The sequence below is a fragment of the Streptomyces sp. NPDC051180 genome (genome assembly GCF_040689545.1).
In the GTDB taxonomy this organism is placed as follows: domain Bacteria; phylum Actinomycetota; class Actinomycetes; order Streptomycetales; family Streptomycetaceae; genus Streptomyces.
Genome location: NZ_JBFBBC010000002.1, coordinates 411,505 through 433,330 on the forward strand (window position 1 = coordinate 411,505; position 21,826 = coordinate 433,330).

Consider the following 21,826-nt stretch of genomic DNA (forward strand, 5'->3'; position numbering starts at 1 on the left):
CCTATCGACCCCGGGGGACGGCAAAGAGCCCCGTCCATCGAATGGACGGGGCTCTCGCCGTGGCGACTCTCAGGAAGTCAGGAGTTCAGGGTGATCAGTGGTGGCCGTGGCCGCTCTGGATCTCCTTGTACTCCTCGACCGTGGGCTTGGCGATCTGGCTGTCGCCGCCGTAGTAGCCCTTGTTCAGCTTGACCCGGAGCTTCTCCAGTGCGCCGACCTTGCGCTCCACACCGTTCTCGTCGACGGCCGGCGGAAGCTCCGCGGCGTCGTACTGCTCGTGAGCGGTGAGGCGGTGCAGCTCGCCCTGGCTGAGCGGCTCGTGGACCTCGACGAACTCACCGTGCGGCAGGCGCTTGATGATGCCGGACTCGCGTCCGTGCAGCACCTTGTCCTTGTCGCGGCGCTGGAGGCCGAGGCAGATCCGCTTGGTGGCGATGAACGCGATGACCGGGCCCAGGAAGAAGAAGATCCGGACGAACCAGGTGATCGAGTTCAGCGAGAGGTGGAAGTGGGTCGCCCAGAGGTCGTTTCCACCACCGATGAGCATGACCATGTACGCGGTGATCCAGGCGACACCGAAGGCGGTGCGCGTCGGAGCGTTGCGCGGGCGCTGCGCGATGTGGTGCTCGCGCTTGTCGCCGGTGATCCAGGACTCGATGAACGGGTAGATCCCCATCGCGACCAGGACGGCCGGGAAGAGCACCAGCGGGATCATCACGCCCAGGACGAGCGTGTGGCCCCAGAGGTTGATCTCCCAGCCCGGCATGACACGGATCAGACCCTCGGCGAAGCCCATGTACCAGTCGGGCTGGGCACCGGTGGACACCTGGTCCGGGCGGTACGGGCCGATGGCCCAGATCGGGTTGATCGAGGCGATCGCCGCGATGATCGCGATGACGCCGAAGACCAGGAAGAAGAAGCCTCCGGCCTTGGCCATGTAGACCGGCAGCAGCGGCATGCCCACGACGTTCTTGTTCGTGCGGCCGGGGCCGGCGAACTGCGTGTGCTTGTGGAAGAACACCAGGATGAGGTGGGCCACCACGAGGCCGAGCATGATGCCGGGCAGCAGGAGCACGTGGGCCGAGTAGAACCGGGCCACGAAGTCGCCGCCGGGGAACTCGCCGCCGAACAGGAACATCGACAGGTACGTGCCGATGACCGGCACGGACAGGATCGCGCCCTGCATGAAGCGGACACCGGTGCCGGAGAGCAGGTCGTCCGGGAGCGAGTAACCGGTGAAGCCGGTGAACATGCCCAGGAAGAACAGCAGGAAGCCGAACAGCCAGTTGATCTCACGCGGCTTGCGGAAGGCGCCCGTGAAGAAGACGCGCATCATGTGCACGAACATGCCGGCGAGGAAGATCAGCGCCGCCCAGTGGTGGATCTGCCGGATGAGCAGACCACCGCGGACCTCGAACGAGATGTGCATCGTCGAGTTGAACGCCTCGGACATCAGCTGTCCCTGGAGCGGGACGTACGGTCCGACGTACTCCACCTCGTTCATCGACGGGTGGAAGAACAGCGTCAGGTAGACGCCCGTCAGGATGATGATGAGGAAGCTGTAGAGGCAGATCTCGCCCAGCATGAAGGACCAGTGGTCCGGGAAGATCTTCCGCATGTTGGCCTTGGCCAGCGTGTAGATCCCCAGGCGGCCGTCGGCCCAGTCGGCGACCCGCTCACCGGCGGGGGCTTTCTTCGTATCGGTCACGGTGCTCATCCGCGCTCCCAGAAGGCAGGACCGACGGGCTCGTCGAAGTCGCCGAGCGCCTCCAGGAAGCCCTTGGCGTTCACGCCGATCCGCAGCTGCGGAAGGGCGTGGCCGGCCGGGCCGAAGATGACGCGGGCGCCGTCGGAGAGGTCGAAGGTGGACTGGTGGCACGGGCAGAGCACGTGGTGCGTCTGCTGCTCGTACAGGGAGATCGGGCAGCCCACGTGGGTGCAGATCTTCGAGAAGGCGACGATGCCCTCGTGCGACCACTCCAGCTCGCGCTTGTCCTTGATGTCCTCCGGCTGGATCCGGACGATCATCAGGGCGGCCTTGGCGATCTGGGTCTGGAACTCGTGGTCGTGCTCCGAGAGGCCCTCGGGCATCGCGAACGTGAGCGAACCGACGGCGACGTCCTCGGGACGCAGCGGCTCGTTCGTGTTCATGTTGATGAGCTGCAGCCCCTTGGCCCACATGGTGGACCGGAGCTTCTTCTCGGGCAGCGGGCCCATGTCACGCAGCAGCACGAGGCCGGAGAGCGGGACGAGCGACAGCGCGCCGAACATCGTGTTGCGGATGAGCTTGCGGCGGCCCATGCCCGACTCGGCGGCACCGGCCGCGAAGTCCGACATGACCTTCGCCTTGGTCTCGGCGTCGGCCTCGATCGGGTGACGCTCGTCCGCGATCTCGACGTCGGACATCAGGGTACGGGCCCAGTGGACCGCGCCCGCGCCGATGAAGAAGAGCGCGAGACCCAGCGACCAGCCCAGGGCGAAGTTGAGCGCGGACACCCGGCCGAACGGCCAGATGTACACGATCTTGTCGACCGGGAAGATCACGTACGACGCGATGAAGCCGACGGTGGCCAGCATCGACAGCGTGAACATGAAGGCGACCGCGCGCTCGGACCGACGGGCGGCCCGCTCGTCGATGTCCTGGATGCGCGGCTTGTGGGGCGGAAGGCCCGGGTCGGCGAACGGGTCGCCGGCGACCTTCACCGCGCCGTGCGCGGTGTCCTGCCCTGCCGGCAGGTTCTCTTCTGGAATCTCTTGGCTACTCATGACTTCTTGGCCTTAGCGGTGTGGGCCGCGACCCAGATGGCAACTGCGATCAGCGCACCCAGACCGAAGACCCAGGCGAACAGACCCTCGCTGACGGGGCCGAGGCCACCGAGCTTGAGACCGCCCGGGTTGTCGGCCTTGTCGCTGTTGACGGCCTGGACGTACGCGATGATGTCCTTCTTCTCCTTCTCCGGCATGGTCGTGTCCGGGAAGGAGGGCATGTTCTGCGGGCCGGTCTGCATGGCCTCGTAGAGGTGCTTCGGGCTCACGCCTTCGAGGTTCGGGGCGTACTTGCCGTAGGTCAGCGCGCCACCCTCACCGGTGAAGTTGTGGCACTGGGCACAGTTGGTGCGGAACAGCTCGCCACCCTTGGCGATGTCCGCACCCTCGGGGCTGTACTGGCCCTCGGTCGGCGTGATCGGGCCGGCACCGAGAGAGGCGACGTACGCCGCGAGCTGATCGATCTCAGCCTGCGAGTAGATGACCTTCTTCTTCGGGACCTGGGCGCCCGGCTGCTGGGCCGGCATGCGACCCGTGCCGACCTGGAAGTCGACCGCGGCCGAGCCGACGCCGACGAGGGACGGGCCGTCAGAGGTGCCCTGACCGCCGGTTCCGTGGCAGCTGGCGCAGCCGACGGAGTAGAGCTTCTTGCCCTCCTCGATGGCGAGGGACTGGGCGGTTTCATCGGCCTTCGCCGTGCCCGCGGGCGCGAACGCGGCGTACAGCCCCCCCGTGGCCGCCAGCGCGAGAAGTAGGACGACGACCGCCGCCAGCGGATGGCGTCGTCGTGCGGAGAGCTTTTTCACGGATTACCCCGGTGTCAGGATCTTCTGCGTCGATGCTTGCTGGATGTCTCGGTCCGCCGTGTCGGCGGGACCGATTACTTGATCATGTAGATCGTGGCGAAGAGGCCGATCCAGACGACATCGACGAAGTGCCAGTAGTAGGACACGACGATGGCGGCGGTTGCCTGCTCGTGAGTGAACCTCTTGGCGGCGTACGTCCGGCCGAGGACCAGCAGGAAGGCGATGAGACCGCCCGTCACGTGCAGGCCGTGGAAGCCGGTGGTCAGGTAGAACACGGAGCCGTACGGGTCCGACGAGAGCGAGAGGCCCTCGTGCTTCACCAGCTCGGTGTACTCGAAGACCTGGCCGCCGATGAAGATCGAACCCATCACGAACGTGATGATGAACCACGTCCGGAGCTTCTTCACGTCGCCCCGCTCGGCGGCGAACACGCCGAGCTGACAGGTGAGGGAGGAGAGCACCAGGATCGTGGTGTTGGTCGCCGAGAACGGGAAGTTCAAGGCCGAAGCCTGTTCCGCCCAGAACTCGGCACCCGTCACCGATCGCAGGGTGAAGTACATCGCGAAGAGGGCCGCGAAGAACATCAGCTCGGAACTCAACCAGATGATGGTTCCGACGCTGGTGAGGTTCGGTCGATTGACCGACGGGTGCGCGTGCCCTGTTTCTACTGTCGTTACTGTCGCCACGACCGACATTATGTCGGTCGCTTATCCCGCCCTCACTCCGGGGGGTGCCGTTCGGAGTGTCCGGGGGCCGTGTCCAGCCCGAACGGCCCAGTGGAAGCGCCCCGGAGCACCCTTCGAACAGGTGTTGAACGGGTGTTGACGGGGTGTGGACCGGAGTAGCATCCGGCGCATCGATCGACGACCATCCCACGGACTTCCACGCGGAGGAACGATGCAGTCGAGTGCCACGGTCCTGCTCTACAGCGACGACGCGAACACCCGGGCGCAGGTACGCCTCGCGGCCGGGCGCAGGCCGGCGGCCGACGTTCCCCCGGTCGAGTTCGTGGAGTGCGCGACGCTGCCCGCCGTGCTCAAGCGCCTGGACGAGGGCGGCATCGACGTGTGCGTGCTCGACGGCGAGGCGGTGCCCGCCGGAGGCATGGGCGTCTGCCGCCAGATCAAGGACGAGGTCTTCCGGTGCCCGCCCGTGCTGCTGCTCATCGGGCGCCCGCAGGACGCCTGGCTGGCCACCTGGAGCCGCGCGGACGCCGCGATCACCCTTCCGGTGGAACCGGTGGAGTTCGCGGCGTCCCTGGCCTCGCTGCTGCGCGCCCGCCTGTCGATCGACGTGTGAGCTGATCAGATCGACGGCCTGAGGCGGGCCTTCTCGGTGGGGGCGACCGGGCTTCCGGCCGCTTCCACCAGCGCGCTGCCCTCGCGCCACTTGTCCCAGGACAGGTTCCAGTCGCCGAAGCCGTTGCCGAAGGTGTCCATCGTGTCGCCGATGCTGTTGACGACGCGGACGACGTCGCCGGCGCGGACGGTCTCGTAGAACCAGGCCGCGTTGCCGGTCGACATGCCGACACAGCCGTGGCTGACGTTCGCCACGCCCTGCGAGCCCACCGACCAGGGCGCGGCGTGGACGTACTCGCCGCTCCAGGTCACCCGGGTGGCGTAGTAGACGGGCAGGTCGTACGACTCGGAACTGCCCTCGGCTATGCCGATGCTGGTCCCCCGCATGCGGACGTAGTACTCCTTGCCGAGGATGACTTTGACCCCGTTTCGGGTGGAGAAGCCCGGTTTGCCGGTGGTCACCGGAATGGTATTGATCACTTCTCCGTTGCGCTTCACGGTCATGTAGTGGGACCCGGCGTCGGCGACGGCCTCGATCCGGTCGCCGATGGTGAGCTTCAGGGGCTTGGAGGCGCCGCCGTAGAGCTTGTCGCCGACCTTGAGGCCGTCCAGGTTGCCGGTGACCGTGACGAGCGCTCCGGCCGGCCAGTACTCCTTCGGACGGAAGTGCAGCTTCTTGTCGTCGACCCAGTACCAGGAGCCCTCGACGGCGGGGGTGGAGCGGACCTTGAGGGCCCGTTCGACGACGGAGCGGGCCTGCCGGTCCTTGACGGGGAGGCTGAGCTCCGCCGTGATGGGCTGTCCGACGCCGTAGGTGCCCGCCTCCGGCCCGAAGGTGGCGGTGAGCGCACGTTTGGCCGGAGCCGTCTCGAACGTGAACTCACGGGCTCCTGGAGCGCCGTCCTCGTCCTCGGTGGCCACCCGGACGGTGTAGCGGACGCCGGCCGCCAGGGCGGCCGTGGAGCGCCAGCGTCTGCCGTCCGCGGTGAGCTCGCCCGCGAGGTGGTGCCCGGCGGCGTCCGTGGCGGTGACGTCGGTGATCCGTCCGTCGTCGCCCTTGGCGGTGATCTCCAGCGGCTTCTCCGGGTCCACCCGGCCGCCGTCGGCGGGGGTGCTGACCGCGAGCTGGTCCGCCGCGTCGTACGCCTTCGCGGACAGCGGATGACCGTCGGAGCCCGCACACGACGTGGCGGCTGCGGTGACGGTGACGGCCAGAAGAGTGCAGCTCAGAACAGTCCGAATGCGCGGCGTGTCGTTCATGACTTCACGCTAAGGACACTCCTCGCGGACAGCGCGCCGAGTGCGGCAAAAGAGGGGCCCGGACACTTCGGTGACGAAGTGTCCGGGCCCCTCTGCGTGCTCCGGTGCGGAGCGGGGTACCGCTACTGGTTCTGGTTCTCGCCGCGGTAGAACTCGAAGACCCAGCCGAAGAGGCCGACCAGGATCAGCGGGGCGGAGAAGTACAGGATCCACCAGCCCATCGCGATGGCGAGGAAGGCGAGCGCGCCGCCGACCGCCAGCGAGAGCGGCTGCCAGCTGTGGGGGGCGAAGAAGCCCACCTCGCCGGCCTCGTCCGCGACGTCGGCCTCCTTGTCGTCCTGCGCCATCGCGTCGACACGCTTGGCCGTGAAGGCCAGGTAGTAGCCGATCATGATGGACAGGCCGAAGGCCAGGAAGAGCGCCGTCGTACCGACCGGCTCCTTGGACCAGACGCCATAGAGGATCGCCATGCCAAGGATGAAGACGCTCAGCCAGATGAACATCTTGCCCTGGATCTTCACTTGCCGGCCTCCTTGGCGCCCGTGAGGGCCTCGACCTCGTGGCCCTTGTTCTCGAGCTGGTCGAGAGCGGCGATCTCAGGGTGGTGCAGGTCGAACGCCGGGGACTCGGAACGGATCCGCGGCAGGGTGAGGAAGTTGTGCCGCGGCGGCGGGCAGGACGTCGCCCACTCGAGCGAGCGGCCGTAGCCCCACGGGTCGTCGACCTCGATCTTCTTGCCGTACTTGGCGGTCTTCCAGACGTTGTAGAGGAACGGCAGGATCGACAGACCGAGCAGGAAGGAGGAGATCGTCGAGATCGTGTTCAGCGCGGTGAAGCCGTCGGCGTCGAGGTAGTCCGCGTAACGACGCGGCATGCCCTCGGCACCGAGCCAGTGCTGCACGAGGAAGGTGCCGTGGAAGCCGATGAACAGCGTCCAGAACGTCATCTTGCCGAGCCGCTCGTCCAGCATCTTGCCCGTGAACTTCGGCCACCAGAAGTGGAACCCGGCGAACATCGCGAAGACCACGGTGCCGAAGACGACGTAGTGGAAGTGCGCGACGACGAAGTACGAGTCGGAGACGTGGAAGTCCATCGGCGGCGAGGCCAGGATGACACCGGTCAGACCACCGAAGGTGAAGGTGATCAGGAAGCCGATCGTCCAGAGCATCGGTGTCTCGAAGGACAACGAGCCCTTCCACATCGTTCCGATCCAGTTGAAGAACTTCACACCGGTCGGTACGGCGATGAGGAACGTCATGAAGGAGAAGAACGGCAGAAGCACGCCGCCTGTGACGTACATGTGGTGCGCCCACACCGTCACGGACAGACCGGCGATCGCGATGGTCGCGGCCACCAGACCGATGTAGCCGAACATCGGCTTGCGGCTGAAGACCGGGATGACCTCGGAGACGATGCCGAAGAATGGCAGCGCGATGATGTACACCTCTGGGTGTCCGAAGAACCAGAAGAGGTGTTGCCACAGCAGGGCGCCACCGTTGGCGGCGTCGAACACATGGGCACCGAACTTGCGGTCCGCCTCCAGGGCGAACAGCGCGGCCGCCAGGACCGGGAACGCGAGCAGGACCAGGACACCGGTCAGCAGCACGTTCCAGGTGAAGATCGGCATACGGAACATCGTCATGCCCGGAGCGCGCATGCAGATGATCGTGGTGATGAAGTTGACCGAACCGAGGATCGTGCCGAAGCCGGAGAAGGCCAGACCCATGATCCACATGTCGGCGCCGACACCCGGCGAGCGGACGGCGTCCGACAGCGGGGAGTAGGCGAACCAGCCGAAGTCGGCCGCACCCTGCGGGGTGAGGAAGCCGGCCACCGCGATGATCGAGCCGAACAGGTAGAGCCAGTAGGCGAACATGTTCAGCCGCGGGAACGCCACGTCGGGCGCGCCGATCTGCAGCGGCATGATCCAGTTCGCGAAACCGGCGAACAGCGGCGTCGCGAACATCAGCAGCATGATCGTGCCGTGCATCGTGAACGCCTGGTTGAACTGCTCGTTCGACATGATCTGCGTACCCGGACGGGCCAGCTCGGCGCGCATGAAGAGCGCCATGAGTCCGCCGATGCAGAAGAAGACGAACGACGTGACCAGGTACATCGTCCCGATCGTCTTGTGGTCCGTGGTGGTCAGCCACTTGATCACGACGTTACCGGGCTGCTTGCGCCGTACGGGCAGCTCGTTCTCGTACGAGTCCTCAGCTGCGGCGGCACCCTGGGTTTCGTTGGGGATGCTCACAGTTGGTTCTTCTCCGCATTCCTGGCCGGGTCCGTCTGCTCGATGCCAGACGGGATGTAGCCGGTCTGCCCCTTCTCGGCCAGCTCCTTCAGGTGCTGCTGGTAGCGCTCCGGGGAGACCACCTTGACGTTGAAGAGCATCCGGGAGTGGTCGACACCGCACAGCTCGGCGCACTTGCCGAGGAAGGTGCCTTCCTGCGTCGGGATCACCTCGAAGGAGTTGGTGTGACCCGGGATGACGTCCTGCTTCATGAGGAAGGGGACCACCCAGAAGGAGTGGATGACGTCACGGGAGGTCAGGACGAACCGGACCTTCTCGCCCTTCGGCAGCCACAGGGTCGGACCCGGGTTGCCGGTCTGCGGGTTACGGTCGCCGGGGATGCCGGCGTCGTAGACGCCACCCGCGTTCTCCGGGAAGTCCGCGAGGAACTTGTCCGGAATCGACGCGAGGTTCTTGTCCGTCTTGGCGTCACCCGTCACACCGGGCACGTTCTCGACGTAGTTGAAGCCCCAGCTCCACTGGTAGCCGACCACGTTGACCGTGTGAGCCGGCTTCGGGGTGAGCTCGAGGAGCTTCGACTCGTCACGCGCGGTGAAGTAGAAGAGCACCGAGACGATGATGAGCGGGGTGACCGTGTACAGCGCCTCGATGGGCATGTTGTAACGGGTCTGCGGAGGTACCTCGACCTTGGTCCGGCTGCGCCGGTGGAAGATGACGGCCCAGAGGATCAGGCCCCACACCAGGATTCCGGTGATGAGCGCGGCGGCCCAGGAGCCCTGCCACAGGGAGAGGATCCGAGGAGCCTCTTCCGTGACGGGGGTGGGCATGCCAAGGCGGGGGAAGTCTTCCCAGTTGTACGAGCAGCCCGTGGCTGTCGCCAGGATCAGGCCCGCAGTCAGCACCTGCGGCAGCTTCCGCCGCATCGGGCGCCGCGACGAGCGGTCGGAGCCGTTGGGACTCACGTAGCGCCTTCCCGAGAGTCTCGGCCCGCAGTGGTCGGCCACGGCCGTCCGTCTCGCTGGTCGGTCGCCGCCCCGGCCGCGGGCAGGGGTTTGGATGTTTATGCGGACCAAACCCTACTGGACGCTATTTGGGGTCGCGCGGGGAGGGTGCCCAACGCGCCGTCCGAGTCCCCGAAGGGGTGGACTCCGGCGTTCCGCAGGGGGGGCGGACGCGTCCGTTCGGCCGTCTGCCGGTGCGTCCCACCCCCCTCCTGACGCACCCTCATCCGCCTCGGGCCCCGGACTCCCGGAGGGGTGGCCGGAGGCTGTTCGGGGGCGGTGGACGGCGGCCGGGGAGAGGTGAGGAGAGAGGGGCGGGGGGGGAGTCGGTGGCCGGGGGGATCCGGCCGGGCGGCGGAGCGGCGGCCCGAGCCAGGTCGGTCGGGTCGGGTCGGGTGGCGAGCGGGACACGGGGCAGGTCGGGCGGTGGACGGGCCCGCGGCAAGGCGGGCGGCGGGTGGGGCCCGGGCCGGTGGAAGGGGACGGAGACGCCCGGGCGCGGGTGGGGCGGGGAGGAGGGCGGGGGCAGGGCCTACCGTGGGCGGATGCCGTACTTCGACGCCGCGTCCGCCGCTCCTCTGCACCCCGTCGCCCGCCAGGCGCTGCTGGCCTCCCTCGACGAGGGGTGGGCGGACCCGGCCCGGCTCTACCGGGAGGGGCGGCGGGCCCGGCTGCTGCTCGACGCGGCCCGGGAGGCCGCGGCGGACGCCGTGGGCTGCCGTCCGGACGAGCTCGTATTCACTCCTTCGGGGACACGCGCGGTTCACGCGGGGGTCTCAGGCGCGCTCGCCGGGCGTCGGCGTGTCGGGGACCGGCTCGTGGTGTCCGCGGTCGAACACTCCTCCGTCCTGCACGCCGGCGAGGTCCACGCGGCCGCCGGCGGCACGGTCGCGGAGGTGCCCGTGGACCGGTCGGGAGCGGTGGACCCGGCCGTCTTCGCCGCCGCCCTCGCCCCCGGCACCGCCCTGGCCTGCCTCCAGTCGGCCAACCACGAGGTGGGAACCGCGCAGCCGGTGGCCGAGGTGGCCGAGGCGTGCCGGGCCGCGGGCGTCCCCCTGCTCGTGGACGCGGCCCAGTCCCTCGGCTGGGGGCCCGTGGAAGGCGGCTGGTCCCTCCTCGCCGCGAGCGCGCACAAGTGGGGCGGGCCCGCCGGGGTCGGGCTGCTCGCCGTGCGCAAGGGAGTCCGGTTCGCGCCCCAAGGACCCACCGACGAACGGGAGTCGGGCCGGGCGCCGGGCTTCGAGAACCTCCCCGCCGTCGTCGCGGCCGCCGCCTCGCTCCGGGCCGTCCGCGCCGAGGCCGAGGCCGAGGGCGCCCGCCTGCGCGGTCTCGTCGACCGCATCCGGACGCGGGTGCCCGAGCTCGTCCCGGACGTCGAGGTGGTGGGCGACCCGGTGCGCCGGCTCCCCCACCTCGTCACCTTCTCCTGCCTCTACGTCGACGGCGAGACGCTGCTCCACGAACTCGACCGCGAAGGTTTCTCCGTTTCGTCCGGCTCCTCGTGCACCAGCTCCACCCTGACGCCCAGCCACGTGCTGCGCGCGATGGGCGTCCTGAGCGAGGGGAACGTCCGGGTCTCCCTCCCCGTCGGCACACCCGCCGAGGACGTCGACCGCTTCCTCGACGTCCTGCCCCGCGTCGTCGCCGCCGTCCGCGACCGCCTCGGCGCCCCCGCCGCGCCCTCCCCGGCCGCCGCCCCCGCCGCCGGCCCCCTCGTCGTCGACGCGCTCGGCCGCCGCTGCCCCATCCCCGTCATCGAGCTCGCCAAGATCTTTCCCACCGTCCCCCTCGGCGCCACCGTCACCGTCCTCTCCGACGACGAGGCCGCACGGCTCGACATCCCCGCGTGGTGCGAGATGCGGGGCCAGGAGTACGTGGGCGAGCGCGTCTCTCCGGGGGGCGGGGTCGCGTACGTCGTACGGCGCGTGGCCTGAGGGGGGGGCGGGGCGTTCGGCCTGCGGCTGGGGTGGGCGGGACCGCGCTCGCGCCTCGCCCTGTGCGCCCGCGCCCTTGGTGCGGGGATGGGGATGGCGGCGGCAGGTCGGGCCGGGGCTCTCCCCCGTGTGGGCAATCGTCCCGCTGGGGCGGGACGGGTGGGCACACGGGACGGCGCCCTTGGCGGGCGCCTCCGCCACCTGTGCCCCGGCCCGCACACATAGTGCCACGCGCATCCGGTGCGGGTCCAGGCGCGGAAGCCTAGGCCCGGCACGGGGCGCCGTCCGTTGTGCCCACCCGTTCCGCCCCAGCGGAACGATTGCCCACAACGGGGGGGACCCCGGTGTCCGGGGCCCCGTGGGGGGTATCTTACGGGAGGTGGGGGTGGATTTCGGCGGCGGCGGGGTGGCCGTATGCCTTGGTGAAGCGGTCGAGGAAGTTGGCGCGGGCGAGCGCGTACTCCTGCGTGCCGAGCGTCTCGATGACGAGCGTGGCGAGCATGCAGCCGACCTGGGCCGCGCGCTCCAGACCGACGCCCCAGGAGAGGCCGGTGAGGAAGCCGGCGCGGAAGGCGTCGCCGACGCCGGTGGGGTCGACCTTGGCGTTCTCCTCGGCGCAGCCGACCTCGATGGGGGTCTCGCCGACGCGCTCGATGAGGACGCCGCGCGAGCCGAGGGTGGTGATGCGGTGGCCGACGCGGGAGAGGATCTCGGCGTCGGTCCAGCCGGTCTTGGACTCGATGAGCCCCTTCTCGTACTCGTTGGAGAAGAGGTAGGTGGCGCCGTCCAGGAGGGTGCGGATCTCCTCGCCGTCCATGCGGGCGATCTGCTGGGAGAAGTCGGCGGCGAAGGGGATGGACCGGGTGCGGCACTCCTCGGTGTGGCGGAGCATCGCCTCGGGGTCGTCGGCGCCGATGAGGACCAGGTCGAGGCCGCCCACGCGGTCGGCGACGGCCTTGAGCTCGATCAGCCGGGCCTCGCTCATCGCACCGGTGTAGAAGGAGCCGATCTGGTTGTGGTCCTTGTCGGTGGTGCAGACGAAGCGCGCGGTGTGCAGGACCTCGGAGATGCGGACCGAGGTGGTGTCGACGCCGTGCCGGTCGAGCCAGGCGCGGTACTCGTCGAAGTCGAAGCCGGCGGCGCCGACCAGGAGGGGGCGGCTGCCGAGCTGGCCCATGCCGAAGCAGATGTTGGCGGCGACGCCTCCCCGGCGCACGTCCAGGTTGTCCACGAGGAAGGACAGGGACACCGTGTGGAGCTGGTCGGCCACGAGCTGGTCGGCGAACCGGCCGGGGAAGGTCATGAGGTGGTCGGTGGCGATGGAGCCGGTGACTGCGATACGCACGGCGGGGCGCTCCTGCGGGAAGGCGGTAATGACAGTTCACGCTACCCGCTGGGGCGGCGCCTGCCGAACAGTGGAAACTACCCCAGAGTAGGTCTTTTCTCCGGAGTGGTGCGGTGCATACGGTGCGCCCATGACCACGTACCCCGCTCCTCGCGAGCGACACGAGTCCGAGCTGAGCCTCGCGCAGCTGTGCGGAGACGGCGCCCGGATGGCCCCGCACTGGGTCGCTCCGGTCTCCCCCGTACCCGCGCCGGTCTCTCCCGCGTTGATCCACGGGGTGGTCGTGCCGGCCGCTTCGGCACGGCTGATCGCCGCCACCGCGGAGTACGGCGGCTGACGGACGGAACCGTCCGCGCGCCCGCTCCGTCCCACCCCTGTCCGATCGAGACGAGGGAGCGTTGCGGTGAGCGGTACGGAGAACGTACGGAGGCGACGGAACGTCCTCGCCGCCTCGGTGGCGGCGGGAGTGCTGATCGCCGGTGGCGGCGGGGTCTACCTCGCGGTGGCCGCGACGGCGGACGGCGTGGCGTCGCCGGACGCCGTGGCCGGCCGGTCCGGCGAGGCGGGCGCCCCGCCACCGCCGCTGCGGCTGGACGGCGAGAGCGGCGGTACGGGTGGCGGTGCCGGGATCGCACCCGGTGAGCCGGACCCGCACGGCGGCCCGAACGGGACCGTCTACACAGCCAAGGGCCCCCTCCCCCAAGGGCCCTCCTCGGCCGCGGTCCACCGGCCCGAGGGCCTGGTCACCTCGGCGGAGGTGACCAGGCTGGCCGAAGCGCTGGGCATCTCCGGCCGCCCCTCCCTGGAGGGGCAGGTGTGGACGATCCGGCCCGAGAAGGACGCTTCGGGGCCGCGGCTGGACGTGGCGCGCAAGGCACCGGGGAACTGGACCTACTCCTGGTACGACGGCGGCCCGGTCGGCGACTCCTGCCTGAAGGGCAAGGCGTGTCCGCCGCCCGGGGAGGCGAAGCCGTCGCGCGGCGGCACACCCCTGAGCGAGGCGGCGGCGAAGGCGGCGGCCGCCCCGGTCCTGAAGGCGCTCGGCCAGGACGACGCGAAGCTGACCGCCACCCAGGTGATGAACGGTTCCGTGCGGGTGGTCAACGCCGACCCGGTGGTCGGCGGGCTGCCGACGTACGGCTGGTCGACGGGGCTGCACATCGGCCCGGACGGGGTGCCGGTCGCGGGCAGCGGCATGCTCAAGGAGCCGGCCGAGGGGGCCACGTATCCGGTGGTGGGGGCGGCGAAGGCGCTCGCCCTGCTGAACGAGGACTCGAAGGGCACCGGTCCGATCGGTATCGGCGGCTGCGCGACCGATCCACCGGCCTCGGTCGACGGCAGCGGCAGGGTCGAGCCGCCGGTCGACGGGGGCGGGAAGCCCGACCCGGCCGTGCCGTGTCAGACGATCGTGGAGCGGGCGGCGCCGACGCAGGTCCCCGTGACGGGGGCGGTCTTCGGCCTGTCGGCCCGTGACGTGGCGGGCGAGCGGGTGCTCGTGCCGGCGTGGCTGTTCACGGCGGACCCGGTGGACGGGGCGCCGTACACGGTGGCGGAGGTCGCGGTGGCGCCGGAGCGGCTGGCGCCGCCGGAGCGGCCGTCGCCGCCGGACGAGGGCACGTCGCCGGCCCGCCAGGTGGAGTCGTACCGGACCGGGGACGACGGCCGGAAGCTGACGGTCACGTTCTGGGGCGGGGTGTGCAGCACGTACACGGTGACGGCGAAGGAGACCCCGGAGCGGGTGACGGTCCGGATCACGGAGGCGCCGACCGATCCCGACCGGGTCTGCGTCGCCATGGCGGTGGAGGTCACGAAGACGGTGTCGCTGGACTCCCCGCTGGACGCGCGGCCGGTGGTCGACGCGGCGAGCGGACAGCCGGTGCCGCGGCGCTGACGTCCCCCGCGCACGCGTGAGGGCGGCGGCCCGGGAGGTGATCCCGGGCCGCCGCCCTCATGCGCGTGCGGTCCTAGCTGAACGAGTCGCCGCAGGCGCAGGAGCCCGTGGCGTTCGGGTTGTCGATCGTGAAGCCCTGCTTCTCGATGGTGTCGACGAAGTCGATCGAGGCACCGCCGAGGTACGGGGCGCTCATGCGGTCGGTGACGACCTTGACGCCGTCGAAGTCCTTCACGACATCGCCGTCGAGCGAACGCTCGTCGAAGAACAGCTGGTAACGCAGGCCGGAGCAGCCGCCGGGCTGAACGGCGACGCGCAGGGCCAGGTCCTCGCGGCCTTCCTGGTCGAGGAGGGCCTTGACCTTGGCCGCGGCGGCGTCGGACAGGAGGATGCCGTCGCTGACAGTGGTCTTCTCGTCCGATACGGACATCTGCTTCTCTCCCGGTGTGTACGGAGACTGCTTGCCGACGGTTGCAACCGGCGGTGTCCCGGATTCATTCCGGGGCGAGCGTGGTCTTTCTCCTTTCATGCTCGCACACCATGTCCACGAGTGCGGACGGCGAATTCGTCACATCGACACTATGGACATCGTCAACGTGACGTGAAGCGGTTATGATAGATAGCGTCATTTAGACGAAAAGGTTTCCCCCGAAGACCCGAATGAAAGGGTGCGTGACGTGACCACCGCCCAGCCCCTGGATGTGCAGCCGACGCCGCTCGCCCTGCTCCTGCTCGGCCGCGAGGCCGACCCGAAGAGCGAGCGCGGCGTGGAGTGTCCCGGCGATCTGCCGTCCCCCTCCGACCCGGACCTGGTGGAACGCGCCCGCGCGGCCAAGGAGAAGCTCGGGGACAAGGTCTTCGTGCTCGGCCACCACTACCAGCGCGACGAGGTCATCCAGTTCGCCGACGTCACCGGCGACTCCTTCAAGCTCGCCCGCGACGCGGCCGCCAAGCCGGAGGCCGAGTACATCGTCTTCTGCGGTGTGCACTTCATGGCGGAGTCGGCCGACATCCTCACCGGCGACGACCAGAAGGTCGTCCTGCCCGACCTGGCCGCCGGCTGCTCCATGGCCGACATGGCCACCGCCGAGCAGGTCGCCGAGTGCTGGGACGTGCTGACCGAGGCCGGCGTGGCCGACCAGGTCGTGCCCGTCTCGTACATGAACTCCTCGGCCGACATCAAGGCGTTCACCGGCAAGCACGGGGGCACGATCTGCACCTCGTCCAACGCCGAGCGCGCCCTGGACTGGGCCTTCGAGCAGGGCGAGAAGGTGCTGTTCCTGCCGGACCAGCACCTCGGCCGCAACACCGCGGTCCGCGACATGGGCATGTCCCTGGACGACTGCGTGCTCTACAACCCGCACAAGCCGAACGGCGGGCTGACCGTCGAGGAGCTGCGCGCCGCCAAGATGATCCTGTGGCGCGGGCACTGCTCGGTGCACGGCCGGTTCTCGCTGGACTCGGTGAACGACGTCCGTGAGCGCATCCCGGGCGTGAACGTGCTGGTCCACCCCGAGTGCCGCCACGAGGTCGTCGCGGCCGCGGACTACGTGGGCTCGACCGAGTACATCATCAACACCCTGGAGGCCGCCCCGGCCGGTTCCAAGTGGGCGATCGGCACGGAGCTGAACCTCGTCCGACGGCTGGCGAACCGGTTCGCCGACCAGGACAAGGAGATCGTCTTCCTCGACAAGACGGTCTGCTTCTGCTCGACGATGAACCGCATCGACCTGCCGCACCTGGTCTGGACGCTGGAGTCGCTGGCCGAGGGCAACCTCGTCAACCAGATCCGGGTCGACGAGGAGACGGAGAGCTTCGCCAAGCTCGCGCTGGAGCGGATGCTGGCGCTGCCGTAACGGTTCTCCCCCGAACGACGCCGAAGGGCGCCCCGCACGGAGCGGGGCGCCCTTCGGCGTACGGACGGCGGGCCGGGCCGTCTCCTGCTGATCCCGCCCGGCCCGCGGGGGACGGCCTAGACGTCCAGGGCGTCCAGCAGGGACGTGTCCGTGTCGGTGTTCGCGTCGGTCGGCTGCTCGGGGATCTCCGCGCCGTCCCTCTTCGCCGCCTTCTTCCTCGCGCGGCGCTCCTTGCGGAGCTCCACCATCGCGTAGAGCGTCGGGACGAGCAGCAGGGTCAGCAGCGTCGAGGTGACCAGACCGCCGATCACCACCACGGCCAGCGGCTGGGCGATGAAGCCGCCCTCGCCGGTGATGCCGAGGGCCATCGGCAGCAGGGCGAAGATGGTCGCCAGGGCGGTCATCAGGATCGGGCGCAGCCGGTGCCGGCCGCCCTCGATCACCGCTTCGACGACCCCGAGCCCCTGTGCCCGGTACTGGTTGATCAGGTCGATCAGGACGATCGCGTTGGTGACGACGATGCCGATGAGCATCAGCATGCCGATCATCGCCGGGACGCCCATCGCCGTGCCCGTGAGCACCAGCAGGCCGAGGGCGCCGGTCGCGGCGAACGGGATCGAGACCAGCAGGATCAGCGGCTGGACCAGCGACCGGAAGGTCGCCACCAGCAGCATGAAGACGATCGCGACGGCCGCGAGCATCGCCAGGAACAGGTTGAGGAATGCCTCGCTCTGGTCCTCGGAGACGCCGCCGATGGTGGCGGTGGCGCCCTCGGGCAGGTCCAGCGCGGCGATCTCCGACTGGAGCGAGGCGCTCACGGCACCGGTGTTGTCGCCGACCGGCTTGGCCGTGATCGTGGCGGCGCGCGCGCCGTCGATCCGGGTCATGGAGACCGGGCCGGGGACCAGCTCGACGGTGGCGATGTCGCCCAGCCTGACCGGGCCCAGCGGCAGCGCCTTCAGCTCGGCCAGCGTGGTGGCCGGCCTGGCCGAGGTGATGAGGACGTCCCGCTCGCTGTCGTCGAGGATCGCCTTGGCGGCCGGGGTGCCGCGCACGGCCTGGGCGACGACCATGCCGAGCGAGCCGGAGTCGAAGCCGGCGTCGGCCGCCCGCTCGTTGGCCCGGACGGAGATGCGCGGGACGGACTGGGAGAGGTCGCTCTGGACGTCGGTGACGTCCTTCATGCCGGCGATCGCCGCGCGGACCTGCTCGGACGCCTTCTTGAGGACCTGCGCGTCGGCGGCCTTGACGACCACGCTCAGGTCCTGGCTGCCGAAGCCGTCGCCGGCGGCGATGGTGGTGTCGCCGATGCCGTCGAGGGCGCCGAGCGCCTTCTCGATGGCGTCGCGGGTCCTCTCGTAGGTGTCGGCGTTCTCCAGGCTGACCTTGTACGACGCCTGGTTGGAGCCGGTGCCGCCGCCGAAGGCCGCCATGAAGCCGGAGGAGCCGACGGTGACCTGGTAGTCCTTGACGCCCTCGGTCTCCGCGAGGACCTTCTCGATCTTCTTCGCGGCCTCGTCGGAGGCGCTCAGGCTCGTGCCGGGCGCCAGCTCCTGCTGGATGCTCAGCACCTCCTGCTCGCCCTGGTCGAAGAAGTTCGTCTTCAGGAGCGGGGCCATGCCGAAGGTGACGACCAGGACGACGAACGCGATGGCCAGGCTGGTGAGGCGGCGGCGGGTCGCGAAGCGCAGGACCGGCACGTACATCCGCTGGAGCCGGCTCTTCTCCTCCTTCTCCTCGGCCAGCCTGCGGGCCTCCGCCAGGTCGTCGGGCGTGCCCTTGGGGGCGCGCAGGAACCAGTACGACAGCACCGGGACGACGGTCAGGGAGACGAGGAGGGAGGCCAGCAGGGCCGCCGTGACCGTCAGCGAGAAGGAGCCGAACAGCTCGCCGATCATGCCGCCGGTCAGGCCGATCGGCAGGAAGACGGCGACGGTGGTGAGGGTGGAGGAGGTGACGGCTCCCGCCACCTCGCGGACCGCGGTGATGATCGCGCTCTGGCGCTCCTCGCCGTAGCCCAGGTGCCGCTTGATGTTCTCCAGGACCACGATCGAGTCGTCGACGACCCGGCCGATGGCGATGGTGAGCGCGCCGAGCGTCAGCATGTTCAGCGAGAGGTCGCGGGTCCAGAGCACGATCAGGGCCAGGACGACCGAGAGCGGGATGGAGACGGCGGTCACCAGGGTCGAGCGGATCGACGCGAGGAAGACGAGGATCACCAGGACGGCCATGACCAGGCCGAGCGCGCCCTCCGTGGTGAGGCCGGAGACGGCCTTGGCGACGGCCGGGCCCTGGTCGGAGACGACGGTCAGCTCGGCGCCCGCGCCGAGGTCGCGGCGCAGCTCGGGCAGCTTCTCCTCGACGGCGTCGGAGATCGCGACGGCGCTGCCGTCCTTGTCCATGGTGGCCATGACGGCCAGGCTGGCCTTGCCGTTGGTGCGGGTGAGGGAGACGCGGGGCGACTCCTCCTGCCGGACGGTGGCGACGTCGCCCAGGCGGACCGCCCTGCCCTTGCCGGGAACGGCCGCGGGGATGCGCAGGTCCTCGATCTGGCGCAGCGAGGTGTAGCCGCCGCCGACCTGGATCGTGCGGCTCTTGCCCGCCTCGGAGAAGGAGCCGGCCGGGACGGTGGCACCGCCGGAGCGGAGGACCTCGGCGAGCTTCATGGAGCTGAGGCCGGCCGCGGCGAGCTTGCGCTCGTCGGGGACGACGGAGACCTGGAGGTCCTGGACGCCGCTGACGGAGACCTGGCCGACGCCCTCGATGCCTTCGAGGGCGGGGACGACGGTCCGTTCCAGCTGGTCGGCCAGGGCCTGCGGGTCCTTGTCGGACGCGGCGGCCAGGACGACGGTCGGGATGTCGTCGGTGGAACCGGCGATCACCTGCGGGTCCACGGAGTCGGGCAGCTGCGCGCGGGCGCGGTTCACGGCCTGCTGGACGTCGGCCACGAGCTGCTTGGTCGACTCGTCGCCGTAGTCGAAGGAGGCCATGACGACGGCCATGCCCTCGGAGGCGGTGGAGGTGACCGACTTCAGGCCGTCGACGGCCTTGAGGTTGCTCTCCAGCGGCTCGACGACCTGCTTCTCGACCACATCGGGAGAGGCGCCCTGGTAGGGGGCGAGGACCGAGACCACGGGCAGCTCGATCGAGGGGAACAACTGCTGCTTCAGCTGCGGGATCGCGATCGCCCCGAACACGATCGCGACGATGGACATCAGCCCGATCAGGGCCCTTTGCGCGAGGCTGAATCTCGACAGCCAGGACATGGGGTCTCTCTTCTGTGGCGTACTCGTCGTCAGGCGGGAGCAGCCGAGACCCCGGCCCGGATCCGCCGGATCGGCCGGAGGCGCCCCCCGCCTATACGATCTGCCATCCGCGGCCGGAAGTCCTCGGCCCCCGGGTCCACATCCTTACGCGGCGCATACCGCGTCTGGAGTACGCCGGAGCGTCCGCTCACTCCACCCTCGGACGTACCAGTCCCGATTCGTAGGCCGTGACCACCAGCTGGGCCCGGTCGCGGGCGCCCAGCTTCGCCATGGCCCGGTTGACGTGGGTCTTCACGGTGAGGGGGCTGACGTCGAGCCGCTCGGCGATCTCGTCGTTCGACAGGCCGCCCGCGACGAGGACCAGGACCTCGCGCTCGCGGGCGGTCAGGGCGGCGAGGCGCTCGGAGCGGGCCCGGCCGCCCTCGCCGCCGGGATCCGCGCCGACGCCCGCGCCCTGCGCGAGGAAGCTGGCGATCAGCCCCTTGGTGGCGGCCGGGGAGAGGAGGGCCTCGCCGGCGTGCGCGATCCGGATCGCGCCGAGCAGCTCCTCCGGCTCCGCGCCCTTGCCGAGGAAGCCCGAGGCGCCGGCGCGCAGCGACTGCACGACGTACTCGTCGACCTCGAAGGTGGTCAGCATGACGATCCGCACGTCGGCGAGCGCGGGATCGGCGGTGATCATGCGGGTGGCGGCGAGTCCGTCCGTACCCGGCATGCGGATGTCCATCAGGACGACGTCGGCGCGCTCGGAGCGGGCGAGGGCGACGGCCTGGGCGCCGTCGGCCGCCTCGCCGACGACCTCCATGTCCGGCTCGGAGTTCACCAGGACCTTGAAGGCGCTGCGCAGCAGGGCCTGGTCGTCGGCGAGCAGTACCCGGATCGTCATGTGTCCTCCCCCGTGCGGGACGTCACCGGCAGTATCGCCTGCACGCGGAAGCCGCCGCCGTACCGGGGTGCGGCGGTCAGGGTGCCGCCGAGCGCGCCGACCCGCTCGCGCATGCCGAGCAGGCCGTGGCCGCCGGACGCGTCGGGGGTGCCGGACGGCGGGGCGCCGTTGTCGAGGACGGTGATCTCGACGGTCCGGCCGACCCGGACGACGCTCACCTCGGCCTCGGCGTCGGGGCCCGCGTGCTTGCGGACGTTGGTCAGGGCCTCCTGGACGATGCGGTACGCGGCCAGGTCGACGGTGGCGGGCAGCGGCTTCTCGCCGTCGGCGCGGGCGAGGGCGACCGGGAGGCCCGCCTTGCGGAAGCTGTCGAGCAGCCCGTCGAGGACGGCGAGGCCCGGGGCGGGCTCGGTGGGCGCCTCGGGGTCGCCGGACTGGCGCAGCAGGCCGACGGTGGCGCGCAGCTCGTCGAGGGCGGAGCGGCTCGCCTCGCGGACGTAGGAGAGGGCCTCCTTGGCCTGGTCGGGGCGCTTGTCCATGACGTGGGCGGCGACGCCCGCCTGCACGTTCACCAGGGCGATGTGGTGAGCGACGACGTCGTGGAGGTCGCGGGCGATCCGCAGCCGCTCCTCGGCGACCCGGCGGCCCGCCTCCTCCTCGCGGGTGCGTTCGGCGCGCTCGGCCCTCTCCCGTATCGCGTCGACGAAGGCCCGGCGGCTGCGGACGGCGTCCCCGGCCGCGGCGGCCATGCCGGTCCAGGCGAAGACGCCCAGGTTGTCCTGGGCGTACCAGTGCGTCGGGCCGAAGGCCATGGCGGCGGCGGTGAGCACGGCCATGGTGACGAGGCCGACCCGCCAGGTGGTGGGGCGGTCGGTGCGGGCGGCGACCGTGAAGAGCGCGACGACGGCGCTCATGGCGATCGGTGCCGGCCGGTTGTCGCTGACCAGTTCGAAGAGGCTGATCGTGACCGTGAAGCAGAGCACGGCGAACGGGTTGCGGCGGCGCAGCACCAGCGAGGCCGCCCCGAAGACCATGATCAGGACGCTCCACAGGTCCGGCGAGTGGTCGCCGAAGGTCGGTCCGTCCGGACTTCCGTGGGGGTCGGTGAACGATCCGGCGATCATGGAGACGAGCACGCCGAGGGCGAGCACGGCGTCGAAGGCCAGGGGGTGCGCGCGGAACCCGTCACGGACGCGGACGTACGGGGTCCCGGTGGCGGAGCCGGTGGGGGTCACGGGGCACCACGGTACGGGGCGCGCGGCGACG

At 70.1% G+C, this 21,826-nt stretch carries 18 protein-coding genes; 5 read left to right on the forward strand and 13 right to left on the reverse strand.

The window, feature by feature from the left end:
- Positions 1-94: 94 nt before the first annotated feature.
- The 4 genes from AB0424_RS05315 to AB0424_RS05330 all read right to left on the reverse strand — a co-directional run bounded on the left by AB0424_RS05315 (position 95) and on the right by AB0424_RS05330 (position 4,267).
- Positions 95-1,717, reverse strand: coding sequence for a cytochrome bc complex cytochrome b subunit (locus AB0424_RS05315; RefSeq protein WP_366302414.1), 1,623 nt, complete (start codon positions 1,715-1,717; stop codon positions 95-97).
- Positions 1,714-2,766, reverse strand: coding sequence for a Rieske 2Fe-2S domain-containing protein (locus AB0424_RS05320; RefSeq protein ID WP_366302415.1), 1,053 nt, complete (start codon positions 2,764-2,766; stop codon positions 1,714-1,716). Before AB0424_RS05320 ends, AB0424_RS05315 begins: the two co-directional genes overlap by 4 nt.
- Positions 2,763-3,572, reverse strand: a complete 810-nt coding sequence (locus AB0424_RS05325) for a c-type cytochrome (RefSeq protein WP_366302416.1) — start codon at positions 3,570-3,572, stop codon at positions 2,763-2,765. The genes AB0424_RS05320 and AB0424_RS05325 overlap by 4 nt, the downstream gene beginning before the upstream one ends.
- A 74-nt stretch (positions 3,573-3,646) precedes the next feature.
- Entirely contained in the window at positions 3,647-4,267 is a 621-nt protein-coding gene (locus tag AB0424_RS05330) for a heme-copper oxidase subunit III (protein WP_366302417.1), read from the reverse strand.
- A 202-nt stretch (positions 4,268-4,469) separates the two neighbouring features.
- On the opposite strand from AB0424_RS05330, the gene AB0424_RS05335 reads away from it, so the two are divergent.
- A complete protein-coding gene (locus AB0424_RS05335; protein WP_366302418.1) occupies positions 4,470-4,871 on the forward strand; it encodes a hypothetical protein in 402 nt (133 codons plus the stop codon).
- Positions 4,872-4,876: 5 nt separating this feature from the next.
- On the opposite strand, the gene AB0424_RS05340 is transcribed toward AB0424_RS05335, so the two are convergent.
- From AB0424_RS05340 to coxB, 4 genes are all read right to left on the reverse strand, one after another.
- A complete protein-coding gene (locus tag AB0424_RS05340) occupies positions 4,877-6,130 on the reverse strand; it encodes an Ig-like domain-containing protein (protein WP_366302419.1) in 1,254 nt (417 codons plus the stop codon).
- Positions 6,131-6,252: 122 nt separating this feature from the next.
- Positions 6,253-6,651, reverse strand: coding sequence for a cytochrome c oxidase subunit 4 (locus AB0424_RS05345; protein ID WP_366302420.1), 399 nt, complete (start codon positions 6,649-6,651; stop codon positions 6,253-6,255).
- A complete protein-coding gene (gene ctaD / locus AB0424_RS05350) occupies positions 6,648-8,384 on the reverse strand; it encodes a cytochrome c oxidase subunit I (protein WP_366302421.1) in 1,737 nt (578 codons plus the stop codon). The genes AB0424_RS05345 and ctaD overlap by 4 nt, the downstream gene beginning before the upstream one ends.
- Entirely contained in the window at positions 8,381-9,346 is a 966-nt protein-coding gene (coxB, locus tag AB0424_RS05355; protein ID WP_366302422.1) for a cytochrome c oxidase subunit II, read from the reverse strand. The genes ctaD and coxB overlap by 4 nt, the downstream gene beginning before the upstream one ends.
- Before the next feature lie 584 nt (positions 9,347-9,930).
- On the opposite strand from coxB, the gene AB0424_RS05360 reads away from it, so the two are divergent.
- Entirely contained in the window at positions 9,931-11,319 is a 1,389-nt protein-coding gene (locus tag AB0424_RS05360) for an aminotransferase class V-fold PLP-dependent enzyme (protein ID WP_366302423.1), read from the forward strand.
- Between the two features lie 370 nt (positions 11,320-11,689).
- Here AB0424_RS05360 and AB0424_RS05365 read toward each other — a convergent pair whose 3' ends face one another.
- Entirely contained in the window at positions 11,690-12,664 is a 975-nt protein-coding gene (locus tag AB0424_RS05365) for a carbohydrate kinase family protein (protein ID WP_366302424.1), read from the reverse strand.
- Between the two features lie 130 nt (positions 12,665-12,794).
- Here AB0424_RS05365 and AB0424_RS05370 point away from each other — a divergent pair, with 130 nt between their 5' ends.
- Positions 12,795-13,001 carry a hypothetical protein gene (locus AB0424_RS05370; protein ID WP_366302425.1) on the forward strand — a complete coding sequence of 69 codons (207 nt, stop codon included), beginning with the start codon at positions 12,795-12,797 and terminating at the stop codon, positions 12,999-13,001.
- A gap of 66 nt (positions 13,002-13,067) precedes the next feature.
- Positions 13,068-14,555 carry a hypothetical protein gene (locus AB0424_RS05375; RefSeq protein WP_366302426.1) on the forward strand — a complete coding sequence of 496 codons (1,488 nt, stop codon included), beginning with the start codon at positions 13,068-13,070 and terminating at the stop codon, positions 14,553-14,555.
- Positions 14,556-14,628: 73 nt separating this feature from the next.
- Here AB0424_RS05375 and AB0424_RS05380 read toward each other — a convergent pair whose 3' ends face one another.
- On the reverse strand, positions 14,629-14,985 hold the full coding sequence (locus AB0424_RS05380; protein WP_015033024.1) for an iron-sulfur cluster assembly accessory protein: 357 nt from the start codon (positions 14,983-14,985) through the stop codon (positions 14,629-14,631).
- A gap of 247 nt (positions 14,986-15,232) precedes the next feature.
- On the opposite strand from AB0424_RS05380, the gene nadA reads away from it, so the two are divergent.
- Entirely contained in the window at positions 15,233-16,411 is a 1,179-nt protein-coding gene (gene nadA, locus AB0424_RS05385; RefSeq protein WP_366302427.1) for a quinolinate synthase NadA, read from the forward strand.
- 116 nt (positions 16,412-16,527) lie between these two features.
- Here the strand turns inward: nadA and AB0424_RS05390 are convergent, their stop codons facing one another.
- The 3 genes from AB0424_RS05390 to AB0424_RS05400 all read right to left on the reverse strand — a co-directional run bounded on the left by AB0424_RS05390 (position 16,528) and on the right by AB0424_RS05400 (position 21,795).
- On the reverse strand, positions 16,528-19,677 hold the full coding sequence (locus AB0424_RS05390; protein WP_366302428.1) for an efflux RND transporter permease subunit: 3,150 nt from the start codon (positions 19,675-19,677) through the stop codon (positions 16,528-16,530).
- Between the two features lie 187 nt (positions 19,678-19,864).
- Positions 19,865-20,560, reverse strand: a complete 696-nt coding sequence (locus tag AB0424_RS05395; protein WP_366302429.1) for a response regulator transcription factor — start codon at positions 20,558-20,560, stop codon at positions 19,865-19,867.
- The gene (locus AB0424_RS05400) at positions 20,557-21,795 is read right to left on the reverse strand and encodes a sensor histidine kinase (RefSeq protein WP_366302430.1); all 1,239 of its coding nucleotides are present in this window, start codon (positions 21,793-21,795) and stop codon (positions 20,557-20,559) included. The genes AB0424_RS05395 and AB0424_RS05400 overlap by 4 nt, the downstream gene beginning before the upstream one ends.
- Positions 21,796-21,826: the final 31 nt, after the last annotated feature.